The organism is Yaniella soli, from assembly GCF_054782375.1.
In genome coordinates this window covers 25966-42596 of record NZ_BAAGSP010000024.1, presented here as the reverse complement: position 1 = coordinate 42596, position 16631 = coordinate 25966, and the positions used below count along the sequence as shown (strand labels likewise).

13 protein-coding genes and 1 tRNA gene are annotated in these 16631 nt (G+C 54.0%); 8 read left to right on the top strand and 6 right to left on the bottom strand.

What is annotated here, in order from left to right; all coding sequences use genetic code 11:
• Positions 1-181 precede the first annotated feature (181 nt).
• From ACYVJT_RS11955 to ACYVJT_RS11935, 5 genes are all read left to right on the top strand, one after another.
• Positions 182-255 (top strand) — tRNA-Pro (locus ACYVJT_RS11955).
• A 301-nt stretch (positions 256-556) separates the two neighbouring features.
• Entirely contained in the window at positions 557-1009 is a 453-nt protein-coding gene (locus tag ACYVJT_RS11950) for an FHA domain-containing protein (protein ID WP_343958521.1), read from the top strand.
• Between the two features lie 143 nt (positions 1010-1152).
• Positions 1153-1839 carry a transcriptional regulator FtsR gene (ftsR, locus tag ACYVJT_RS11945; protein WP_343958529.1) on the top strand — a complete coding sequence of 229 codons (687 nt, stop codon included), beginning with the start codon at positions 1153-1155 and terminating at the stop codon, positions 1837-1839.
• Between the two features lie 44 nt (positions 1840-1883).
• Entirely contained in the window at positions 1884-2501 is a 618-nt protein-coding gene (locus ACYVJT_RS11940) for a bifunctional nuclease family protein (RefSeq protein WP_343958519.1), read from the top strand.
• A gap of 185 nt (positions 2502-2686) precedes the next feature.
• Positions 2687-3274, top strand: a complete 588-nt coding sequence (locus ACYVJT_RS11935) for a MerR family transcriptional regulator (RefSeq protein ID WP_343958517.1) — start codon at positions 2687-2689, stop codon at positions 3272-3274.
• Positions 3275-3373: 99 nt separating this feature from the next.
• Here ACYVJT_RS11935 and ACYVJT_RS11930 read toward each other — a convergent pair whose 3' ends face one another.
• Complete coding sequence (locus ACYVJT_RS11930; protein ID WP_343958515.1) at positions 3374-4198, bottom strand: ParA family protein; 825 nt, start codon at positions 4196-4198, stop codon at positions 3374-3376.
• 271 nt (positions 4199-4469) lie between these two features.
• Between ACYVJT_RS11930 and ACYVJT_RS11925 the strand changes: the two genes are divergently transcribed.
• On the top strand, positions 4470-7922 hold the full coding sequence (locus tag ACYVJT_RS11925; protein ID WP_343958527.1) for a pyruvate carboxylase: 3453 nt from the start codon (positions 4470-4472) through the stop codon (positions 7920-7922).
• Between the two features lie 55 nt (positions 7923-7977).
• Positions 7978-9405 carry a mycothione reductase gene (locus tag ACYVJT_RS11920; RefSeq protein ID WP_343958513.1) on the top strand — a complete coding sequence of 476 codons (1428 nt, stop codon included), beginning with the start codon at positions 7978-7980 and terminating at the stop codon, positions 9403-9405.
• A gap of 67 nt (positions 9406-9472) precedes the next feature.
• Here the strand turns inward: ACYVJT_RS11920 and ACYVJT_RS11915 are convergent, their stop codons facing one another.
• The 3 genes from ACYVJT_RS11915 to ACYVJT_RS11905 form a co-directional block, all read right to left on the bottom strand.
• On the bottom strand, positions 9473-11284 hold the full coding sequence (locus tag ACYVJT_RS11915) for an AMP-dependent synthetase/ligase (protein ID WP_343958510.1): 1812 nt from the start codon (positions 11282-11284) through the stop codon (positions 9473-9475).
• 104 nt (positions 11285-11388) lie between these two features.
• Entirely contained in the window at positions 11389-11838 is a 450-nt protein-coding gene (locus ACYVJT_RS11910; protein WP_343958508.1) for a hypothetical protein, read from the bottom strand.
• Complete coding sequence (locus tag ACYVJT_RS11905) at positions 11828-12619, bottom strand: alpha/beta hydrolase (RefSeq protein ID WP_499418425.1); 792 nt, start codon at positions 12617-12619, stop codon at positions 11828-11830. Before ACYVJT_RS11905 ends, ACYVJT_RS11910 begins: the two co-directional genes overlap by 11 nt.
• Before the next feature lie 143 nt (positions 12620-12762).
• Here ACYVJT_RS11905 and ACYVJT_RS11900 point away from each other — a divergent pair, with 143 nt between their 5' ends.
• Complete coding sequence (locus tag ACYVJT_RS11900) at positions 12763-14157, top strand: class II 3-deoxy-7-phosphoheptulonate synthase (RefSeq protein WP_343958525.1); 1395 nt, start codon at positions 12763-12765, stop codon at positions 14155-14157.
• A 28-nt stretch (positions 14158-14185) separates the two neighbouring features.
• Here the strand turns inward: ACYVJT_RS11900 and ACYVJT_RS11895 are convergent, their stop codons facing one another.
• Together ACYVJT_RS11895 and ACYVJT_RS11890 are read right to left on the bottom strand one after the other, a co-directional pair.
• Complete coding sequence (locus ACYVJT_RS11895) at positions 14186-15043, bottom strand: LuxR C-terminal-related transcriptional regulator (RefSeq protein WP_343958504.1); 858 nt, start codon at positions 15041-15043, stop codon at positions 14186-14188.
• A gap of 88 nt (positions 15044-15131) precedes the next feature.
• Positions 15132-16583, bottom strand: a complete 1452-nt coding sequence (locus ACYVJT_RS11890; RefSeq protein WP_343958502.1) for an MFS transporter — start codon at positions 16581-16583, stop codon at positions 15132-15134.
• Positions 16584-16631: the final 48 nt, after the last annotated feature.

Sequence of the window (16631 nt, the reverse complement as noted above, 5' to 3'; positions counted from 1 at the left end):
CGTCACTGTTACTGGATGGTCATCCGGGTGTTACCCGGTCGTCAGACCGCTGTTTCCCGAAGCCCAGACAGCTGTTACTAAATACACGCTCAGAACAATTCGACGAACATGGAAATTCGGTGTTTATGGGTCCATGGTGTAAAGTGTCCTAAGTATCCGAGCGCTCATTCGAGTGCTAGATCGGGCTGTGGCGCAGCTTGGTAGCGCACATCTCTGGGGGAGATGGGGTCGCAGGTTCAAATCCTGTCAGCCCGACGAATACATCCTTGGTTCTACACCTGAACCAAGGATGTTTTGTTTTTGGTAGCGATCTGAAACGTCATGTCAGCACAGCTTTATCTTGGGAAAATTTCAGCGAACCCGATGATATTGCCCCTAGGATTTTTACTGCAAGCATATTATGTTCGAAAAACCAAGCCGACAAGCTGATTAAGGAAGAACGAGCCTGCTTCAAGCAGTGAATTCGCCGCGTTGATCAGCTAAACTAGGTGAGCCAAGGTGACTCAGGGATACGAGTCGCCAGCTTTTTATTCTGTACAACAAGGAGCGCTCAAGCATGACAACAGATAACCCCGTTCCTGGTAATTCAGAAGACGATTCTGATATTGAGCCAACAACCGTCGGGTTGCCCAAGCTTGAACCTCTCAAAGATTTGGATCTTAAAGCTGAAGAGCGTGCAGCACTCGAGGCGTTACCTGTTGGTTCTGGACTCCTGGTTGCTCACGAAGGGCCCAATCGGGGTGCGCGCTTCCTCCTGGACCAGGACAAAGTGACCGTGGGGCGTCATCCTGAAGCTGACATATTTTTGGATGATGTCACCGTCTCTCGCCAACACGCCACGTTCGAACGTGATCACAGCGGTTTCCGTGTTGTGGATACTGGCTCATTGAACGGCACATATATCAATAACGACCGGGTTGACTCGATTCTGCTGCAGACCGGAATGGAATTGCAGATAGGAAAATTCCGTCTCTCGTATTATGCAGGTACACAGCAAACCAGTAATTAGTGCTGTCCCTGTCTAGTCGTCGGTAGTGATACCGGTGATTCGTTGTATTCGGTCCGCTTTGTTGAAAAGGTTTGAGTCAAGTGTCCGCCAGCCCAAAACCCCACGCAGTCTCGTCAGCGACGGGCCCTCGTGGCCAATCGCTCATGACCATCGGCGAAGTTTTAGAACATATCAACGTTGAGTTTCCTGACGTGAGAGCTTCGAAAGTTCGATTTTTAGAAGAGCGTGGGCTCGTCACGCCTGCTCGTACTGCAGCAGGTTATAGGAAATATACGCAGGTAGATGTGGGCCGTCTGCGTTTCATTTTAGCGTTGCAACGCGACCAATTTCTTCCTCTTAAAGTCATCAAAGACTATCTAGATGCCATTGATGCTGGGAAGCGACCAGACTCGCTTCCCGGCGGGCTCCGATTGGAACCGAAGTCCGTCTCGCAACAGCTTGCACAAGAACTGAGCGGGCATATTCGTCCAATGTCACGTGCTGAACTCCAGGGAATGTCAGGCGCTTCTGACGAGCTCATGCACACGTTGGAGTCCTACCGTCTGATTTGGCCCGATGAAACTGGCCGATATGATGACCACAGCCTGAAAGTTGCTAGGGCAGCGGTCACGCTGTCGGGTTTTGGCTTCGAATCCCGACATCTGCGCCCGTTTCGAATAGCTGCGGATCGAGAACTGGGAATGGTTGAACAAGCTACCGCGGGACTCGGTGAGAATAGCGGTGTAGTTTCCAAGGAACGAGTCACCGAGGCTGCCCGAGAAATTACTCAGGCATGTTTAAGCTTGCATGCAGGAGTAGTGAGTGCTGAAATTGCAGACATGGGCGACTAACCTCGCACGAGCTGTACTAGCTACTACGTTAAAGGAGCTTCGCCATGACCGACATCGTATTGAAGGTCCTTGAAATTCGAATAGTGCTGCCTGGGAACCAACCTATCCTATTGCTTCTGCATCAAGACTCGCAGCGTCTGCTGCGTTTATGGATCGGACCTTCGGAAGGCACGGCGATAGGGGTGGCACAGCAGGGCGTTGATACTCCACGGCCGACGACCCACCAACTCCTGGTTGAAGCTTTAGTGCAAGCGGGAGACCCTCTAGGGGCCGTTCGTATCTCCAAAGTGGATGACGAGGTATTCTATGCTGAGTTGATCCTGGCTTCCGGAAACACTGTCGATTCTCGAGCATCTGATGCGGTCGCGGCAGCACTCTTTGCTGACGTTCCAGTGTTCACGACTGAAGGTGTCCTCGAATCAGCTGGTATTGATCTAAACGACGGAGATATCGCTGCTGAACTGCATATCAATCAACCCGAAATCGAACCAGAAGTTACCGAAGAAAGTGTCGATGAGTTCCGCGAATTCTTGAAGGACCTCAACCCAGAGGATTTTCTGTCCTCTACTGAGATGTCCGAGGATGACACATCAACCACCCTCTTCGAACACGACGAGCTGGATCCGGACACTGATAATGAACCCGACGATTTCGAAAAATAGTTCCGACACGAACCTATTTTTCAGGCGGGGTCTTTGACCCTACTCATTTCTCAGAATAGCGTAGGAGACTATAAGTTCCATGGCATATGTGAGATCATGATTTAGTAGCCGCGACGCTTTTCGGTTATGGGTGATGTGCTTACAAAACTTCCCCGCATGGAACAGATCAGCAGGAGGAACCCCTAGTGTCTCACACAAGTGATTCAGGGCATGGCCAGAGTCTCGACGCTGGCAACCAGGGCGTATTATTCAAAGACGACGCACCGTGGCTAGACAACGACCGAGGCTTTCGTGGCCCAACCGCTTCGAAGGCAGCGGGCATCACCTATCGCCAACTTGATTACTGGGCTCGCACCGGGCTGGTAGTACCATCACTACGTGGTGCTGAAGGTTCTGGAACGCACCGGTTATATTCATTCCGTGACGTCCTTGTACTCAAAGTCGTCAAACGACTACTTGACACAGGTGTCTCACTTCAACAAATTCGTGCTGCAGTCGAGCATTTGCGGGAGCGCGGTGTCGAAGATCTGGCGCAGATCACGCTGATGTCTGATGGCGCCTCCGTGTACGAATGTACTTCTGCAGACGAGGTTATAGACCTAGTCCAGGGCGGCCAAGGCGTCTATGGAATCGCCGTGGGTCGCGTATGGCGTGAAGTGGAAGGCACGCTGTCGGAACTTCCGGGGGAACGCCTTGCGGATGGCCAGACGGACGCTGACTTCCCAGATGATGAGTTGGCGGCACGTAGAGAAGCTCGAAAGACAGCCTCCTAGGACGCTATCGTCAAGACTCGTTTCTTATGAAAAACCCGGTTATGTATACATAACCGGGTTTTGTTATCTAGCGGACTGTTGCTGTGCGGCTTGCGAACATCAGGTGCGGCGGGCTCGCCGTGGTGGTTGCTTCACGTCATAGAGACTTTCAAGGAGCTGATCGAAGATCTTGCCAGCTGTCGTTGCTGTCTCTCCCGGCCATGCATGTACAGGCCATGCGGCTCCCTGAATCTGCTGCCAATTCGATGTCTCAGGTACCTGGATGCTCAGAAGTCGATTGCCAAACATACGACGCATTTCTGACACGCGGTACTTATGTTCTGTCGATGCAGCACGGACGCGATTGACCACGACCGCAGAATTTTTCAGATTCGGGGCATATTCGCGTTGAAATAGGTCTAACGCGCGGAAGGTACGCTCTGTGCCGGCAACTGAGAACAAACTCGGCTCAGCAACTAACAGCACGTCGGTTGATGCGGCCCAAGCCATCCGGGTGATGCCATTGAGTGCAGGGGGGCAATCCACGAGCACGAGATCATACTGGTCAACGTGATCTAGCAGCGTGGCCAAACGGTTCAAATCCCGACGACGCGTTGAGATTTTCTCGAACATCGATGTCTTCGCGGATCCCTTGGCCACATGCAGCGTCCCGGGGCGTTGCCCATCGGGCTGATTCGCGTCACTCCAGCCAGCAGCCACAACATGTTCGCTTATATGATGCTGCTTTGGTTTGCGCAACATAGTGCCGATGTCGCGACCAGATTCATCGTGCTTTATTCCCAGGCCGGTGGTCGTGTCAGCGTGCGGATCGAGATCGATGACCAGGGTAGAAATGCCAGCCGCCCAAGCAGCAGAAGCCAAACCCAGGGTTATGGAAGTCTTGCCAACGCCGCCCTTGAGGCTGGAAATAGAGATAACCTGCACTACGATTGCACCTTATTTATGGAATAGAAGTTTTGGTCGATAACACATTCTAACAAGCTAAAACGGAACTTCGGTGATACTGGGACTGGAGTACATATTTTTTGCAATGAACCTGAAGGTGGGTAGTATCACATATGTTCTTTGTATACACTACGGGTATCTTGGGACTTACCTGAGCGTCTGTCGACAATCGAGACAGCAGCACAAACACCATGGAGGTACCTTGGCTGAAAATCAAGATAACTCGGCCCCGCGCCACGGCGGTGAACCAATGTTTAGCAAAGTATTGGTAGCAAACCGTGGCGAGATCGCCGTCCGAGCATTCCGCGCGTGCCACGAACTCGACGCGAAGACCGTAGGCGTCTTTCCTTATGAAGACCGTAACTCGATTCACCGTCAAAAAGCAGATGAGGCCTACCGCATTGGCGAAGAGGGCCACCCGGTGCGGGCTTATCTCGATGTCGACAGCATTATTAACACTGCTTTGGAGGCCGGTGCCGATGCTATTTACCCCGGCTACGGTTTTCTGTCTGAGAATGCCGAATTAGCCCGTAAGGCAGAAACCAACGGTCTGACATTTGTGGGGCCTCCTGCCGATGTGCTTGAGCAAACTGGTAACAAGGTTGCCTCCATTCGGGCAGCAGAGCGAGCCGGTGTGCCAGTATTGAAATCTACTGAGCCCTCTGCTGATGCTGATGAACTCATTGGACAAGCAGATGACATAGGCTTCCCACTGTTTGTTAAAGCAGTCGCTGGCGGTGGCGGTCGCGGAATGCGTCGAGTTGAACAGAGCAGCGATCTGGCAGAAGCTCTTAAATCGGCGATGCATGAGGCAGAGACGGCATTCGGTGACCCCACCGCGTTCCTCGAGCAAGCAGTCTTGCGCCCACGACACATTGAAGTTCAGGTCCTCGCAGATCATCATGGCAATGTTGTTCACCTGTTTGAACGTGATTGCTCGATGCAACGTCGTCACCAGAAAGTCATCGAAATTGCTCCGGCACCAAACCTCGACGACGAATTGCGCGAACGACTGTATGCCGACGCCGTGAAGTTTGCCAAAGCGATGGATTATCGGAACGCGGGTACTGTCGAATTTCTGGTCGACACCGAAGGGGAGCGCGCCGGGCAACATGTGTTTATCGAAATGAACCCCCGCATCCAGGTCGAACACACGATCACCGAAGAAATTACTGATGTAGATCTTGTCGCGACGCAGCTACGCATCGCGGCTGGGGCTTCTCTCGACGAGCTGGATATCCGCCAAGACGAGCTGTATGTTCGCGGTTCAGCAATTCAATGTCGCATTACCACGGAGGACCCCACCAACGATTTCCGTCCGGATACCGGAAAAATCACGGCGTATCGTTCAGCCGGTGGTTCTGGCATCCGGCTTGATGGCGGCACAATTTACACGGGTGCGGAAATTTCGCCGCACTTCGATTCTATGCTGGTCAAAATGTCTGCTCGCGGACGCGACTTCAAAACTGCCCAGCGACGAGCGCGTCGTGCCCTGGCTGAGTTCCGCGTTCGTGGGGTAGCAACGAACATCCCGTTCTTGTTGAATGTCTTCGATAATCAGCAGTTCATCGAAGGGGATGTCGCCACCGATTTTATCGACAAGAACCCATATCTCACGCAAATTAGTCGTTCTCAAGACCGTGGCTCACGGGCTTTGTCGTATCTTGCAGATGTGACGGTCAATCAACCATACGGTCCACGGATCGAAGGTATGGACCCACGAAAGAAGCTCCCGCGTTTCCCCGGGGATAAATCTGATGAGCCAGATCGTAGCCCATTTGACGGGCCCTCCAAGGTGGACCCTCCGACGGGCTGGCGAGACACCCTTTTGAAAAAGGGACCCGAAGGCTTCGCCCAAGCGCTCCGTGATTACGATGGCCTAGCGGTCACGGACACTACTTTCCGTGACGCCCATCAGTCGCTGTTGGCAACACGTATTCGTACCCGAGACATGTTGGCTGCCGCACCTGCGGTATCGCATCTCATGCCGAACCTCGTCTCCGCAGAAGTCTGGGGTGGTGCCACATACGATGTTGCCCTACGGTTCCTCTCGGAAGACCCGTGGGAGAGGTTGGCGCGCTTCAGAGAAGAGATGCCGAACATTCCACTGCAAATGCTCTTGCGAGGCCGCAATACGGTTGGCTACACACCGTATCCTCAGCGCGTAACGGAGGCCTTCGTGGAAGAAGCCGCCGAAACCGGAGTCGACATTTTCCGCATCTTTGATGCGCTGAATGATGTCAACCAGATCATTCCAGCGATTCGTGCTGTCCGCGACAACACAGCGTCTGTTGCTGAAGCAGCACTGTGCTATACCGGCAACTTGTTGGATCCACATGAGAAGCTCTACACGCTGGACTACTACCTGGGACTCGCGGAAGACATGGTGAATGCGGGCGCCCACGTGTTAGCGATCAAGGACATGGCAGGCTTGCTGCGTCCAGCTGCAGCAACCAAGCTGGTCAGCGCTCTGCGTGAGAACTTCGATCTGCCGGTACATTTGCACACGCACGACACTTCAGGTGGCCAGTTGGCTACATTGATGGCAGCTTCCGAGGCTGGTGTGGATGCCGTTGACACGGCGATAGCTGCTATGGCGGGCACCACCTCGCAAGTCTCCATGTCGGCGCTGGTTGCAGCAACTGACAATACGTCACGCGAAACCGGACTGAGCTTAGAACACGTTTCTGGAATGGAGCCCTACTGGGAGTCAGTCCGTGAAATCTATGCGCCATTCGAATCCGGATTGCCTTCCCCAACAGGGCGTATTTACGCTCACGAAATTCCTGGCGGACAACTTTCGAATCTGCGTCAGCAGGCAATCGCCCTCGGACTGGGGGAGCGCTTCGAATCCATTGAAAACATGTACGAGGCAGCAAATAACATCCTAGGTGACATCGTGAAAGTCACCCCCTCATCGAAGGTGGTTGGGGACCTGGCGCTGGCATTGGTTTCTGCAAATGCGGACCCGGTTGATTTTGAAGAGAATCCACGCAACTATGACATTCCAGATTCCGTCATAGCTTTCCTGTCCGGTCAGCTGGGAGATCCTCCGGGTGGCTGGCCAGAACCATTCCGCACCAAAGCCCTTGAAGGACGCAAAGCGACCGGGGTGGAGATCGAGGAGATCTCGAATGAAGACGCAGAAAAATTGTCCGAGTCAGGGCAAGTTCGTCGCACCACGCTGAACCGTTTGCTCTTCCCCGGACCAACGGCAGAATACGAAGAGCATGTGAGGTTATACGGTGACACGTCTGTCTTGCATACTCGAGACTTCCTGTACGGCATGGTCGAAGGTCAAGAACACGTCATTTCATTGGGTAAGGGCGTACGGCTCTTGACCACCTTGCAAGCCGTTTCTGAAGCCGATGATAAAGGTGTCCGGACCGTGATGGTTACCCTCAATGGTCAGCAACGCCAAGTCGATGTTCGAGACCGTTCCGTTGAATCTAGTGTTCGTGAAGCCGAGAAAGCCGATACCGCTAACCAAGGTCATGTACCGGCACCCTTCTCAGGCACCGTCACCGTGTCCGTCGATGAGGGAACCAAGATTGAAGTCGGCGACACGGTTGCCACGATCGAGGCAATGAAGATGGAAGCAGGTATCACCGCACCGGTAGCCGGAACCATCTCTCGAGTAGTGCTACCCGAGGCAACACCGGTTGCCGGCAATGACCTCATTTTGGTCATAGATCCAGCATGACGCTCGATGTGAACTCGTAGCTCACTACCGGATTCGGAACCGATACACTGTTGGCATGAACATCGAAAAGTACGATCTTGCCATCATCGGTTCCGGATCCGGTAACTCTCTTATCACCCCGTATTGGGACGACAGAAAAGTCGCCATCATTGATGCTGGAATCTTTGGTGGCACATGCCTCAACGCTGGCTGCATTCCCACAAAAATGTTTGCCTACCCGGCGCAGTTAGCCTCGACTCCTCAGCAGGTCGCTCCGCTTGGCATCGACATGGCATTCGAATCTGCAGATTGGCCTGAGATTCGTGACCGTATTTTCTCGCGTATCGATGCAATCTCGGCAGGCGGTAAGAGGTATCGCGACGTCGAACTTGAGCACACCACATTGATCACAGAAGAAGTACATTTTTCCGGACCCAAACAGTTGACAAGTCAAACCGGTCGCGTGCTCGAAGCCGACCAGATTGTGATCGCGGCAGGTTCACGACCAAGCTTTCCGTCCGTCCCTGGTGTCCACCTGCCAGGAGTGCATACTTCCGAAACTGTGATGCGCCTCCCCGAGCTACCGAAGCGCATCATCATCGTCGGTGGAAAATATATTGGTTCAGAATTCGCGGCCATTTTTGCCGGCTTGGGCGCAGAAGTTATCCAGGTGAACCGTTCCGGTCGACTCTTGTCCAGCCACGATCACACCATCTCGGATGAGTTCACTCGTGTAGCCAGTGGCCATTGGCAACTTGAAATGAACCAAACGCTGCACTCCATTGAACAAGAAGGCCACCAGTTGCGTGTAAACGTCAGTGAAACCGGCGGGAACTTGAACGAGATTAGTGGGACATACACTTCGGACGTGGTGTTGCTGGCAACCGGTCGCGAACCAAATACGGATCGCATGAATCTTGAGGCCGCCGGGATAGACACCTTCAACGATTTTATCGCCCGCGATGAATACCTCCGGGTGCTGTCGAATGATGAACCGGTGGAAGGTGTCTGGGCGATCGGTGACATCGCAAATGATCAGATGCTGAAACACGTGGCCAATCATGAGCAGCGCGTCGTATCGCACAATATGGAACATCCAGACAATATGAAACCCGATACGTTGGATGCCATCCCTGCAGGAGTGTTTACCCGACCGCAGATTGCAACCGTCGGGCTAACCGAAGACCAGGCAAAGATCCAATACGGAAGCGAAGCGATCACTACAAAGATCCAGGCCTATGGCGATACAGCCTATGGCTGGGCTATGGAAGACTCTGACGGATTTGTGAAACTCATTGCCAACACATCTACCGGGAAGCTACTCGGGGCTCACATCATGGGACCAGAAGCCACAAATCTGCTTCAACCCGTGATTATGGCCATGTCGTTTGGGATAACAGCTCACCAGATGGCGCGGGGACAGTACTGGATTCATCCAGCGATGGCAGAAGTCGTCGAGAACGCGCTCCTCGGCTTAGATGTTCCCGAGTCCGGTCTGCTCTAATCTCCCTGATATGTGTAAAACGGCCCGGTCCTTCGTATTGAAGGGCCGGGCCGTTTCGTGAGATCAATTACTGATTTGCCGTCTGATAAATGTCGTCAATCAAGTCCGTGTAGTCACGCATGATGGCTTCACGACGAATCTTTAGTGACGGCGTCATTTGTCCGGCTTCGATCGTGAAGTCTTCCGCAGAGATACGGAACTCACGAATCGATTCGGCCCGTGAGACCGATTCATTTGCCTGATCAATGAGCCCCTGGACATGTTCGGCAACTGCTGGATGTTTCGACATCTCCACCATGCTCATGTCCTGGTCCAAGTCGTGCTGTTTCAACCAGGAAGGGGCGGTTTCTTCATCGAGGGTGATAATGGCCGCTACGAACTTCTGATTATCGCCGACGACGACGACCTGCGAGATGAGACTGTCTGCTCGAATTTGGTCCTCGAGTTGGGCTGGGGCAACGTTCTTCCCACTGGCGGTGACGAGGATTTCTTTTTTACGACCGGTGATTGTTAAATATCCCTGCTCGTCTAACCGGCCGACGTCCCCGGTAGCAAACCAGCCATCCACCATTTCTTCGGCGGTCTTATCTGGCAGATTGCGATAGCCCTTGAAGACGCACACACCAGAGGCCAGGATTTCACCATCATCGGCAATTCGAATACCACAACCTGGAACGGGTAACCCAACGCTGCCCACGCGGGTCTTTCCGGGACGATTGACCGTCACCGGAGCCGTCGTTTCGGTCAGTCCATAGCCTTGTTTAATATTTACACCGACGCCCCGGAAGAAATGGCTCAGATAGGCACCGAGCGGCCCACCGCCCGAGATCGCATCCTTCACATTGCCACCCATCGCTGCACGAATCTTGGTGTAGAGGAGCTTGTCGAAGACCCAGTGTTTTATGCGCAGCCCGACCGGGACATGGCCGGCTTCTGTCGCCTTGGAATAGTCGACTGCGACCTCAGCACCGCGTTCAAAAATCTTCCCTTTGCCGCCTTCTTGAGCATTGAGCAGTGCAGAGTTGTAGACCTTTTCGAATACCCGGGGTACAGCGAGCAAGAAATCGGGCTGATACGACTTCAAATCGGGTACAAGTTGCTTCACATCTGGTGTGTGTCCGACTTTGGCACCGGCGGCTAAAGCTTGGAAAGAAATGAACCGGGCAAAAATGTGCGCTAACGGGATAAACAGGACGGTCTTGCTGTCACGCGTCAATACAGTGCTCATCTCCGAGCGCAACACATTCATTGATAAGTTGACAAGGTTTCCGTGGGTGATCATGCACCCCTTGGGCTTACCCGTCGTACCGGAGGTATAGACGATGGTCGCCACATCATCCAGGTTGGCTTTGGAACGACGCTGTTCCATTTCATTCGCGTCCGGTCCTGAATCTGCATGTGCCCGGAGGTCATCGAGCCCTGCTTCCATGACCCATATGCCATTGAGGTCGGGCAGCCCCTCGCGTTTGATAGCGGCATGAACGGCTCGCGCATGTTCTTGCTTCTCGACGATGGCAGCTTTGACCATAGAGTCTTCTAAGATCCACGCGATCTGAGATGGCGAGGACGTCTCGTAGATTGGTACCGTCACCGCGCCCGCGTACATAATCGCAAGATCAAGGAGTGTCCACTCATAGCGAGTAGGGCTCATAATGGCTACTGAGTCCCCAGCTTTAATGCCTTTTGCAGCCAGAGCACGGGCAATCGTTTGGACATCTGCGCGGAACTCTTCGGCGCTGACATCGGTCCATTCCCCAGCCTGGTGTTGGCGCGCGAATAAAGCGTGGTTCGGGTCTTGGTTGTATTGATCCTCGACGAGATCGGTCGCGTTTGAATCGTGTGGTGTCTCTGCAACCGGTGGAATGATGATTTCTTGCAACGTTGCTCCTTCTGCGTGGTAGTGGCGTGAGATATGTGTCACATTCTACTGGCTGGTAGCTTTAATGACGAGTTGCCAGGCGTAGTTCTCGTCAAAAACCACTGTCAAACTTTCGCACCGTTTCCGTAGTCGTCGTCATCAGACGGACCTCGATGTGCCCACGTCTTTGGCAATAAGAAGAATAAACTCAGACCACCTCCAAAAAAGCCCACCAGGGTAATGGCCGACAGCCACCACGGTAGCTGCCAGCCGCCGAGAGCAGCTAGGATCCATAGGAACGCACTGCCAATCACAACGCTCCACGACAAGATAGTTCTGGGGTTGCCTGTGGCAAACGGGCTTGGCTCGGGTGGCTGAAAGTCTTCGATCTCTTCGTCGGCCAGAGTGTAATCTCGAGGACCGGCCTGGGGCAGCGACTGGGATACGAAACCCTCTGAGGGCTGCGGTTCGTTATCTTCGCTGGCGGGTTTTGATTGCGCTTGTTGTTCGGTGCCGCCGAGACGGCGAACTATATCTTCCCACTCTTCGTCATGGTTCATGTCGTCACGAGTCATCTGATGCTCCCGAAAGCTGCATAAGTGTCGCCACGCTGTGCTCGTGGATGACCTCGGCGTCAAAGTCCAGTGTTGCCACGTGGTAACTGCGGTCAAGAACGACCTTTTGAAACAGCCCTGAACTCGTGTTGTTTTCGAGAATTTTTGCCGAGGAAGCCGGTACGATGTGGTCTTGTGTGGACCAGTAGAGCTTCACTGGTGCGCTAATGCGAGATAAGCGACGCCTTGCCGTGGAAAAAAGCCTCGCGAGTTGGTGGACCGCCGCCGTGGGAGTACGATCATAGGCTTGTTCGGATACGCCCGGTTTCTTGATATCGCCGGCGAGGGGGCCAACTGTTGGTACCAGACGGTGGATGAATGACGAGGCGATTGCACCGACACAGTCGAGTGGTTTAAAGCTGAGTGCCGGATTGACCACGAAGGTGACATCAACGGGTCGGTTTGCGGCCGCGTCGAGAGCGAGTGTGCCTCCCATGGAAAGTCCTCCCACCGCGATGTGGTCAAAACCCTGACGAAAGAGCCCATCCAGTGCTTGCTGGACATCAATGCGCCATTGCCGTGCTGTGGTGCACGACAAGTCGACGACGCTGGTGCCGTGTCCGGACAACAGCGGGATGTGAACCGTTGCTCCTGCGGCCGCCAGCGCGTGTCCCCATGGCAGCACCGCCGACGGTACAGACGTGAAACCGTGCAGTAAGAGCACAGCCCAACGAGCCCCTTGCTTGGCTAGAGGACCGGTAGGCTGCGGTGCGAGAAAAACAGAAGACTGCTGCGTATTCATTACCACCAGCATAGTTGGCTGATTCCCACCGATGAACAGTGGGGATGCATCGCCTTGTTTTTCTGCTAGCAACAGGGGATTTTGGGCTTTCAGCGTCATGAACTATCGGACACAAGTGGTTGCGCCGTATGCTGGTCTGCATGATGTTTGACACTGCGGAAAACTTTCAGGCTATTGAGCCTTTCGGTACCAATCTCTCCCAGGGTGCCGCGGATTATCCTGGCTTGGATGAATGGCGGAATTTTGATGTGCAACAAGCGCCGCAGTGGTATGACGAAACGGTCCTCGAAGACAGCCTGAGTGAACTGTCCCACGTGCCCCCGCTTGTTTTTGCTGGCGAGGTTGACGTGCTGCGTGAGCGTTTGGCTCAGGCGGCGGCCGGTAAAGCATTCGTCTTACAAGGTGGCGATTGCGCTGAGACGTTTGCCGGCGCGACCGCGAATAAGATTTCTTCCCGTGTGCGAACCATTCTCCAAATGGCTGCCGTGTTGACCTACGGTGCTTCGATGCCCGTCGTCAAAATGGGTCGCATGGCTGGCCAGTTCGCAAAGCCACGGTCATCCAATATGGAAACTCGTGGGGATATCACCCTGCCATCATTCCGTGGAGAAATCGTAAACGGCTTCGACTTCACCGAAGAGTCTCGCCGACATGATCCACGGCGTATGGTGCAGGCATACCATACCGCTGCTTCCACATTGAACCTCATCCGGGCATTCACGACCGGTGGCTTCGCTGACTTACGTACTGTGCATTCTTGGAACAAGGGCTTTATGTCGAACCCTGCATATGCGCGTTTCGATGAACTTGCAGCAGAAATTGATCGCGCCGTGCGTTTTATGGAAGCAGCTGGCGCGGATTTCGACGCGTTGAAAACCGTCGAATTCTTTTCCGCACACGAAGCACTGCTGCTTGACTACGAACGTGCGCTGACTCGACTGGATTCACGCACCGGACTGCCCTACATTACGTCATCACACTTTGTGTGGATTGGGGAACGTACACGCCAGGTTGATGGGGCGCATGTCGACTATCTCTCACGAATTCGTAACCCAATTGGTGTAAAGCTTGGCCCAACGACGACGGTTGACCAAGCCATGGCGCTCATTGAAAAGCTTGATCCAAACCGTGAACCAGGTCGTTTGACGTTCATCGCTCGGATGGGGGCCGACACCATTCGGGAGAACCTTCCGGCCATTATGGAAGGCGTTAAAGCTCAAGGAGCACAACCACTGTGGATTACTGACCCCATGCACGGTAATACCATTACTGCCGCGAATGGATATAAAACCCGCCGTCTCGAAGACATCATGAGCGAAGTCCGTGGTTTCTTCGAAGTAGCTCAGGCCACGGGTACTCATCCGGGCGGTTTGCACATTGAACTGACCGGTGACGATGTCGCTGAATGCCTTGGTGGATCTGTTGCTGTAGACGAGTCGGCGTTCGATGAACGCTACGAGACTCTGGTGGATCCTCGTTTGAACCATCAGCAATCACTTGAACTCGCGTTCCTCGTGGCGGAATCACTGGCACGCTAACCGCCGAAACGGTGCGGGGCTTGACGGGCTAGGGGATCAGCCCGTACTTGCGCGCCATCACAACAGCTTCGTGTCTATTGTGTACATGGAGCTTGCTCAGGATGGTGCGCATGTAGCCTTTCACAGTCAAGGGCTTGAGCGATAGCCGGTTTGCGACTTCCGCGTAGCTGCACCCCATCGCGACTTGAGATAAGACTTCGAGTTCGCGTGCCGTCAAATCCGGGGCGGGCTGAGATCGCTCTCTGCCTCGCTCCAGCTGACCTGCGATAGCACGTATGGTCGCCGCAGTTTCCTGATCAACAGTCGAATTTGCCAACCCGATGAGCTCAGCATAGGCGGTTCGAACAGCATCAACCATGCCCTGATAGTCGGGTTCACTGAGATGTTGAGCCTGATCTAGCAGCTCAGTGCGACGATCAACTTCATCACGGATTTTGATCTCGTGACCGATCTGGTTGGCAAGTGTTGCGGTTTCTTTCACAATGCGTTCCCCAAGAGCATTGCCATCACGGGTTGAAGTGTAAATCATCCCGCGAGGCTTCAGGTCCACCATGACAGGTATCGCATAGATCGACATGATGGCTTCGCGACGCACGACTCCATCAAACTCATGCGTGATGTGATTGGATCGAACATAGTTGCCTGCCCCAATCGGGCGGCCTTCCAGTGCAGCCCGGCCACCGATGCCCTGACCAATCGGCACCGTGACATTATTCAGAGCACGTGTCCGTCCCCCAAAGACCTCACTAATGGCCAGGTCATCACCATGGAAGATCCCGCCAAAAGTAACTGCGCTGCTTCTTGACGAATGAATATTGCGCAGGCTGGATTTGACCAAGTTGAGATCACTGGGACGATACAGGGCTTGGCTTCGAGAGACGGACATGGCACTCCTTCTATGTGACGACTGCCACTAGGATCTCTAGTATGCTACGTCAGTACATATTGATTGCAAAAGGCGCGGTCACGCGTTCTTAGTTGACAGGCTGTGCTGACGTCACGGTGACGTTGGTGTCATCGGGGACTGTTTCGTCCATAGCCCCACCTTTGGTCTCACGGAGTGTGAAGAGCACCAAAGCCGAGATGAGGGCAACCAAGGTCAACATCAGTCCTACAGCACCCTCGCCAAAGGCTGCGATCAGGCTCGCGGCAAGCAGGGGAGGAATAGCACCACCAAATACGCCTGCGAAGCCGTAAGCTGTTCCTGCGCCGGTGTAGCGGTATTGGGTTTCAAAAAGCTCTGGTAGGAAGGAGCCTGCGGTTCCGAAGCTGAGACCGGCGACGCCGAGCGTCATGCCGACCCCGAGGGTAAACCAGAAGATGCTACCTGTGCCATCGTCGCTGGTGCCAATATTCATGACCGGGAACATGACTGCAGACCAGATGACCCCGCCAATCGCGGCGATGACGAGTGTCCTTTTCCGGCCGATACGGTCCGAGATGAAGCCAGAAATGACGGTGGTGAAGGCGAAGAAAAATGATGCAACGATACCTGCTATGAGTACTTCATTACGACCCAGTGAGAGATTGGTGGTGCCGTAACTGGTGAGGAAAGAGGTTCCGATGTAGAAGAACGCGAAGAGCGCGGCAAACGCAAGTCCGCCACCAAAAATTTCTTTCCATTGTTTGCGGAACGCATCACCCAACGGTAGGGCTTCCTTGGCAGGTACCATGTTGTTTTCCGCCGCCTGTGCTTCAGCTGCCTTCTTCTTCGCTTGTTGCTCGCGAAAGACGGGTGTCTCATCGAGACTCATGCGTATCCACAGGCCGATGATGACCAGCACTGCTGAAAGGACAAAGGGGATGCGCCAGCCGTAGGTTAAGAATGCTTCTGATTCTTCCCCGAGGGTGATGTTCGTGATGAGGAACGTTGTTGACGAGAGACCGAAAGCAATCGAGGGACCCAGCATCGGTAATGATGCGAAAAAGCCACGCAATTTCGGAGGTGCGTATTCCGCAGCCATGAGTGCTGCGCCTGCCCACTCGCCGCCCACGGCAAACCCTTGGAAGAATCGCATCGCCACGAGCAGGGTCGGTGCGAGCCAACCAAATGTTCCGAGCATTTCAGGCGTCGGGAGCAGACCGATGCCGACCGTGGCGACACCCATGATGATCAGGGTCGCCACGAGTGCTCTTTTACGGCCGAGTCGATCGCCGTAGTGTCCAAAGACCATTGCACCGACCGGACGCGCAAAGAAGGCCACAGCGAATGTGGCGAATGACGCGGTCAGGCCTGCAGCGGCTCCCAGGGCTGGGAAGAACACCACGGGAAAAACGAGTGCAGCGGCAGTGCCGTAGACGAAGAAGTCGTAGTACTCAATCGTCGTCCCGATGGTGGTAGCCGTTGCCACTTTGGCCATCGAAGGTTTTGTGTTTTCCGGTGTGTGTTGCGCCGTGTTGGCAACTTGGGAAGAGATCTGGCCCACGGGCCCTCCTAAGGTCCGTAAAACTGAACTATGACGTGAGTCACAATA

Excerpts from the sequence above, each read along its gene's own strand:
- ACYVJT_RS11905 (WP_499418425.1), bottom strand. The coding sequence starts at position 12,619 with ATGAATACGCAGCAGTCTTCTGTTTTTCTCGCACCGCAGCCTACCGGT.
- ACYVJT_RS11910 (WP_343958508.1), bottom strand. The coding sequence starts at position 11,838 with ATGACTCGTGACGACATGAACCATGACGAAGAGTGGGAAGATATAGTT.
- ftsR (WP_343958529.1), top strand. The coding sequence starts at position 1,153 with ATGACCATCGGCGAAGTTTTAGAACATATCAACGTTGAGTTTCCTGAC.
- ACYVJT_RS11925 (WP_343958527.1), top strand. The coding sequence starts at position 4,470 with ATGTTTAGCAAAGTATTGGTAGCAAACCGTGGCGAGATCGCCGTCCGA.
- ACYVJT_RS11900 (WP_343958525.1), top strand. The coding sequence starts at position 12,763 with ATGTTTGACACTGCGGAAAACTTTCAGGCTATTGAGCCTTTCGGTACC.
- ACYVJT_RS11940 (WP_343958519.1), top strand. The coding sequence starts at position 1,884 with ATGACCGACATCGTATTGAAGGTCCTTGAAATTCGAATAGTGCTGCCT.
- ACYVJT_RS11920 (WP_343958513.1), top strand. The coding sequence starts at position 7,978 with ATGAACATCGAAAAGTACGATCTTGCCATCATCGGTTCCGGATCCGGT.
- ACYVJT_RS11895 (WP_343958504.1), bottom strand. The coding sequence starts at position 15,043 with ATGTCCGTCTCTCGAAGCCAAGCCCTGTATCGTCCCAGTGATCTCAAC.
- ACYVJT_RS11950 (WP_343958521.1), top strand. The coding sequence starts at position 557 with ATGACAACAGATAACCCCGTTCCTGGTAATTCAGAAGACGATTCTGAT.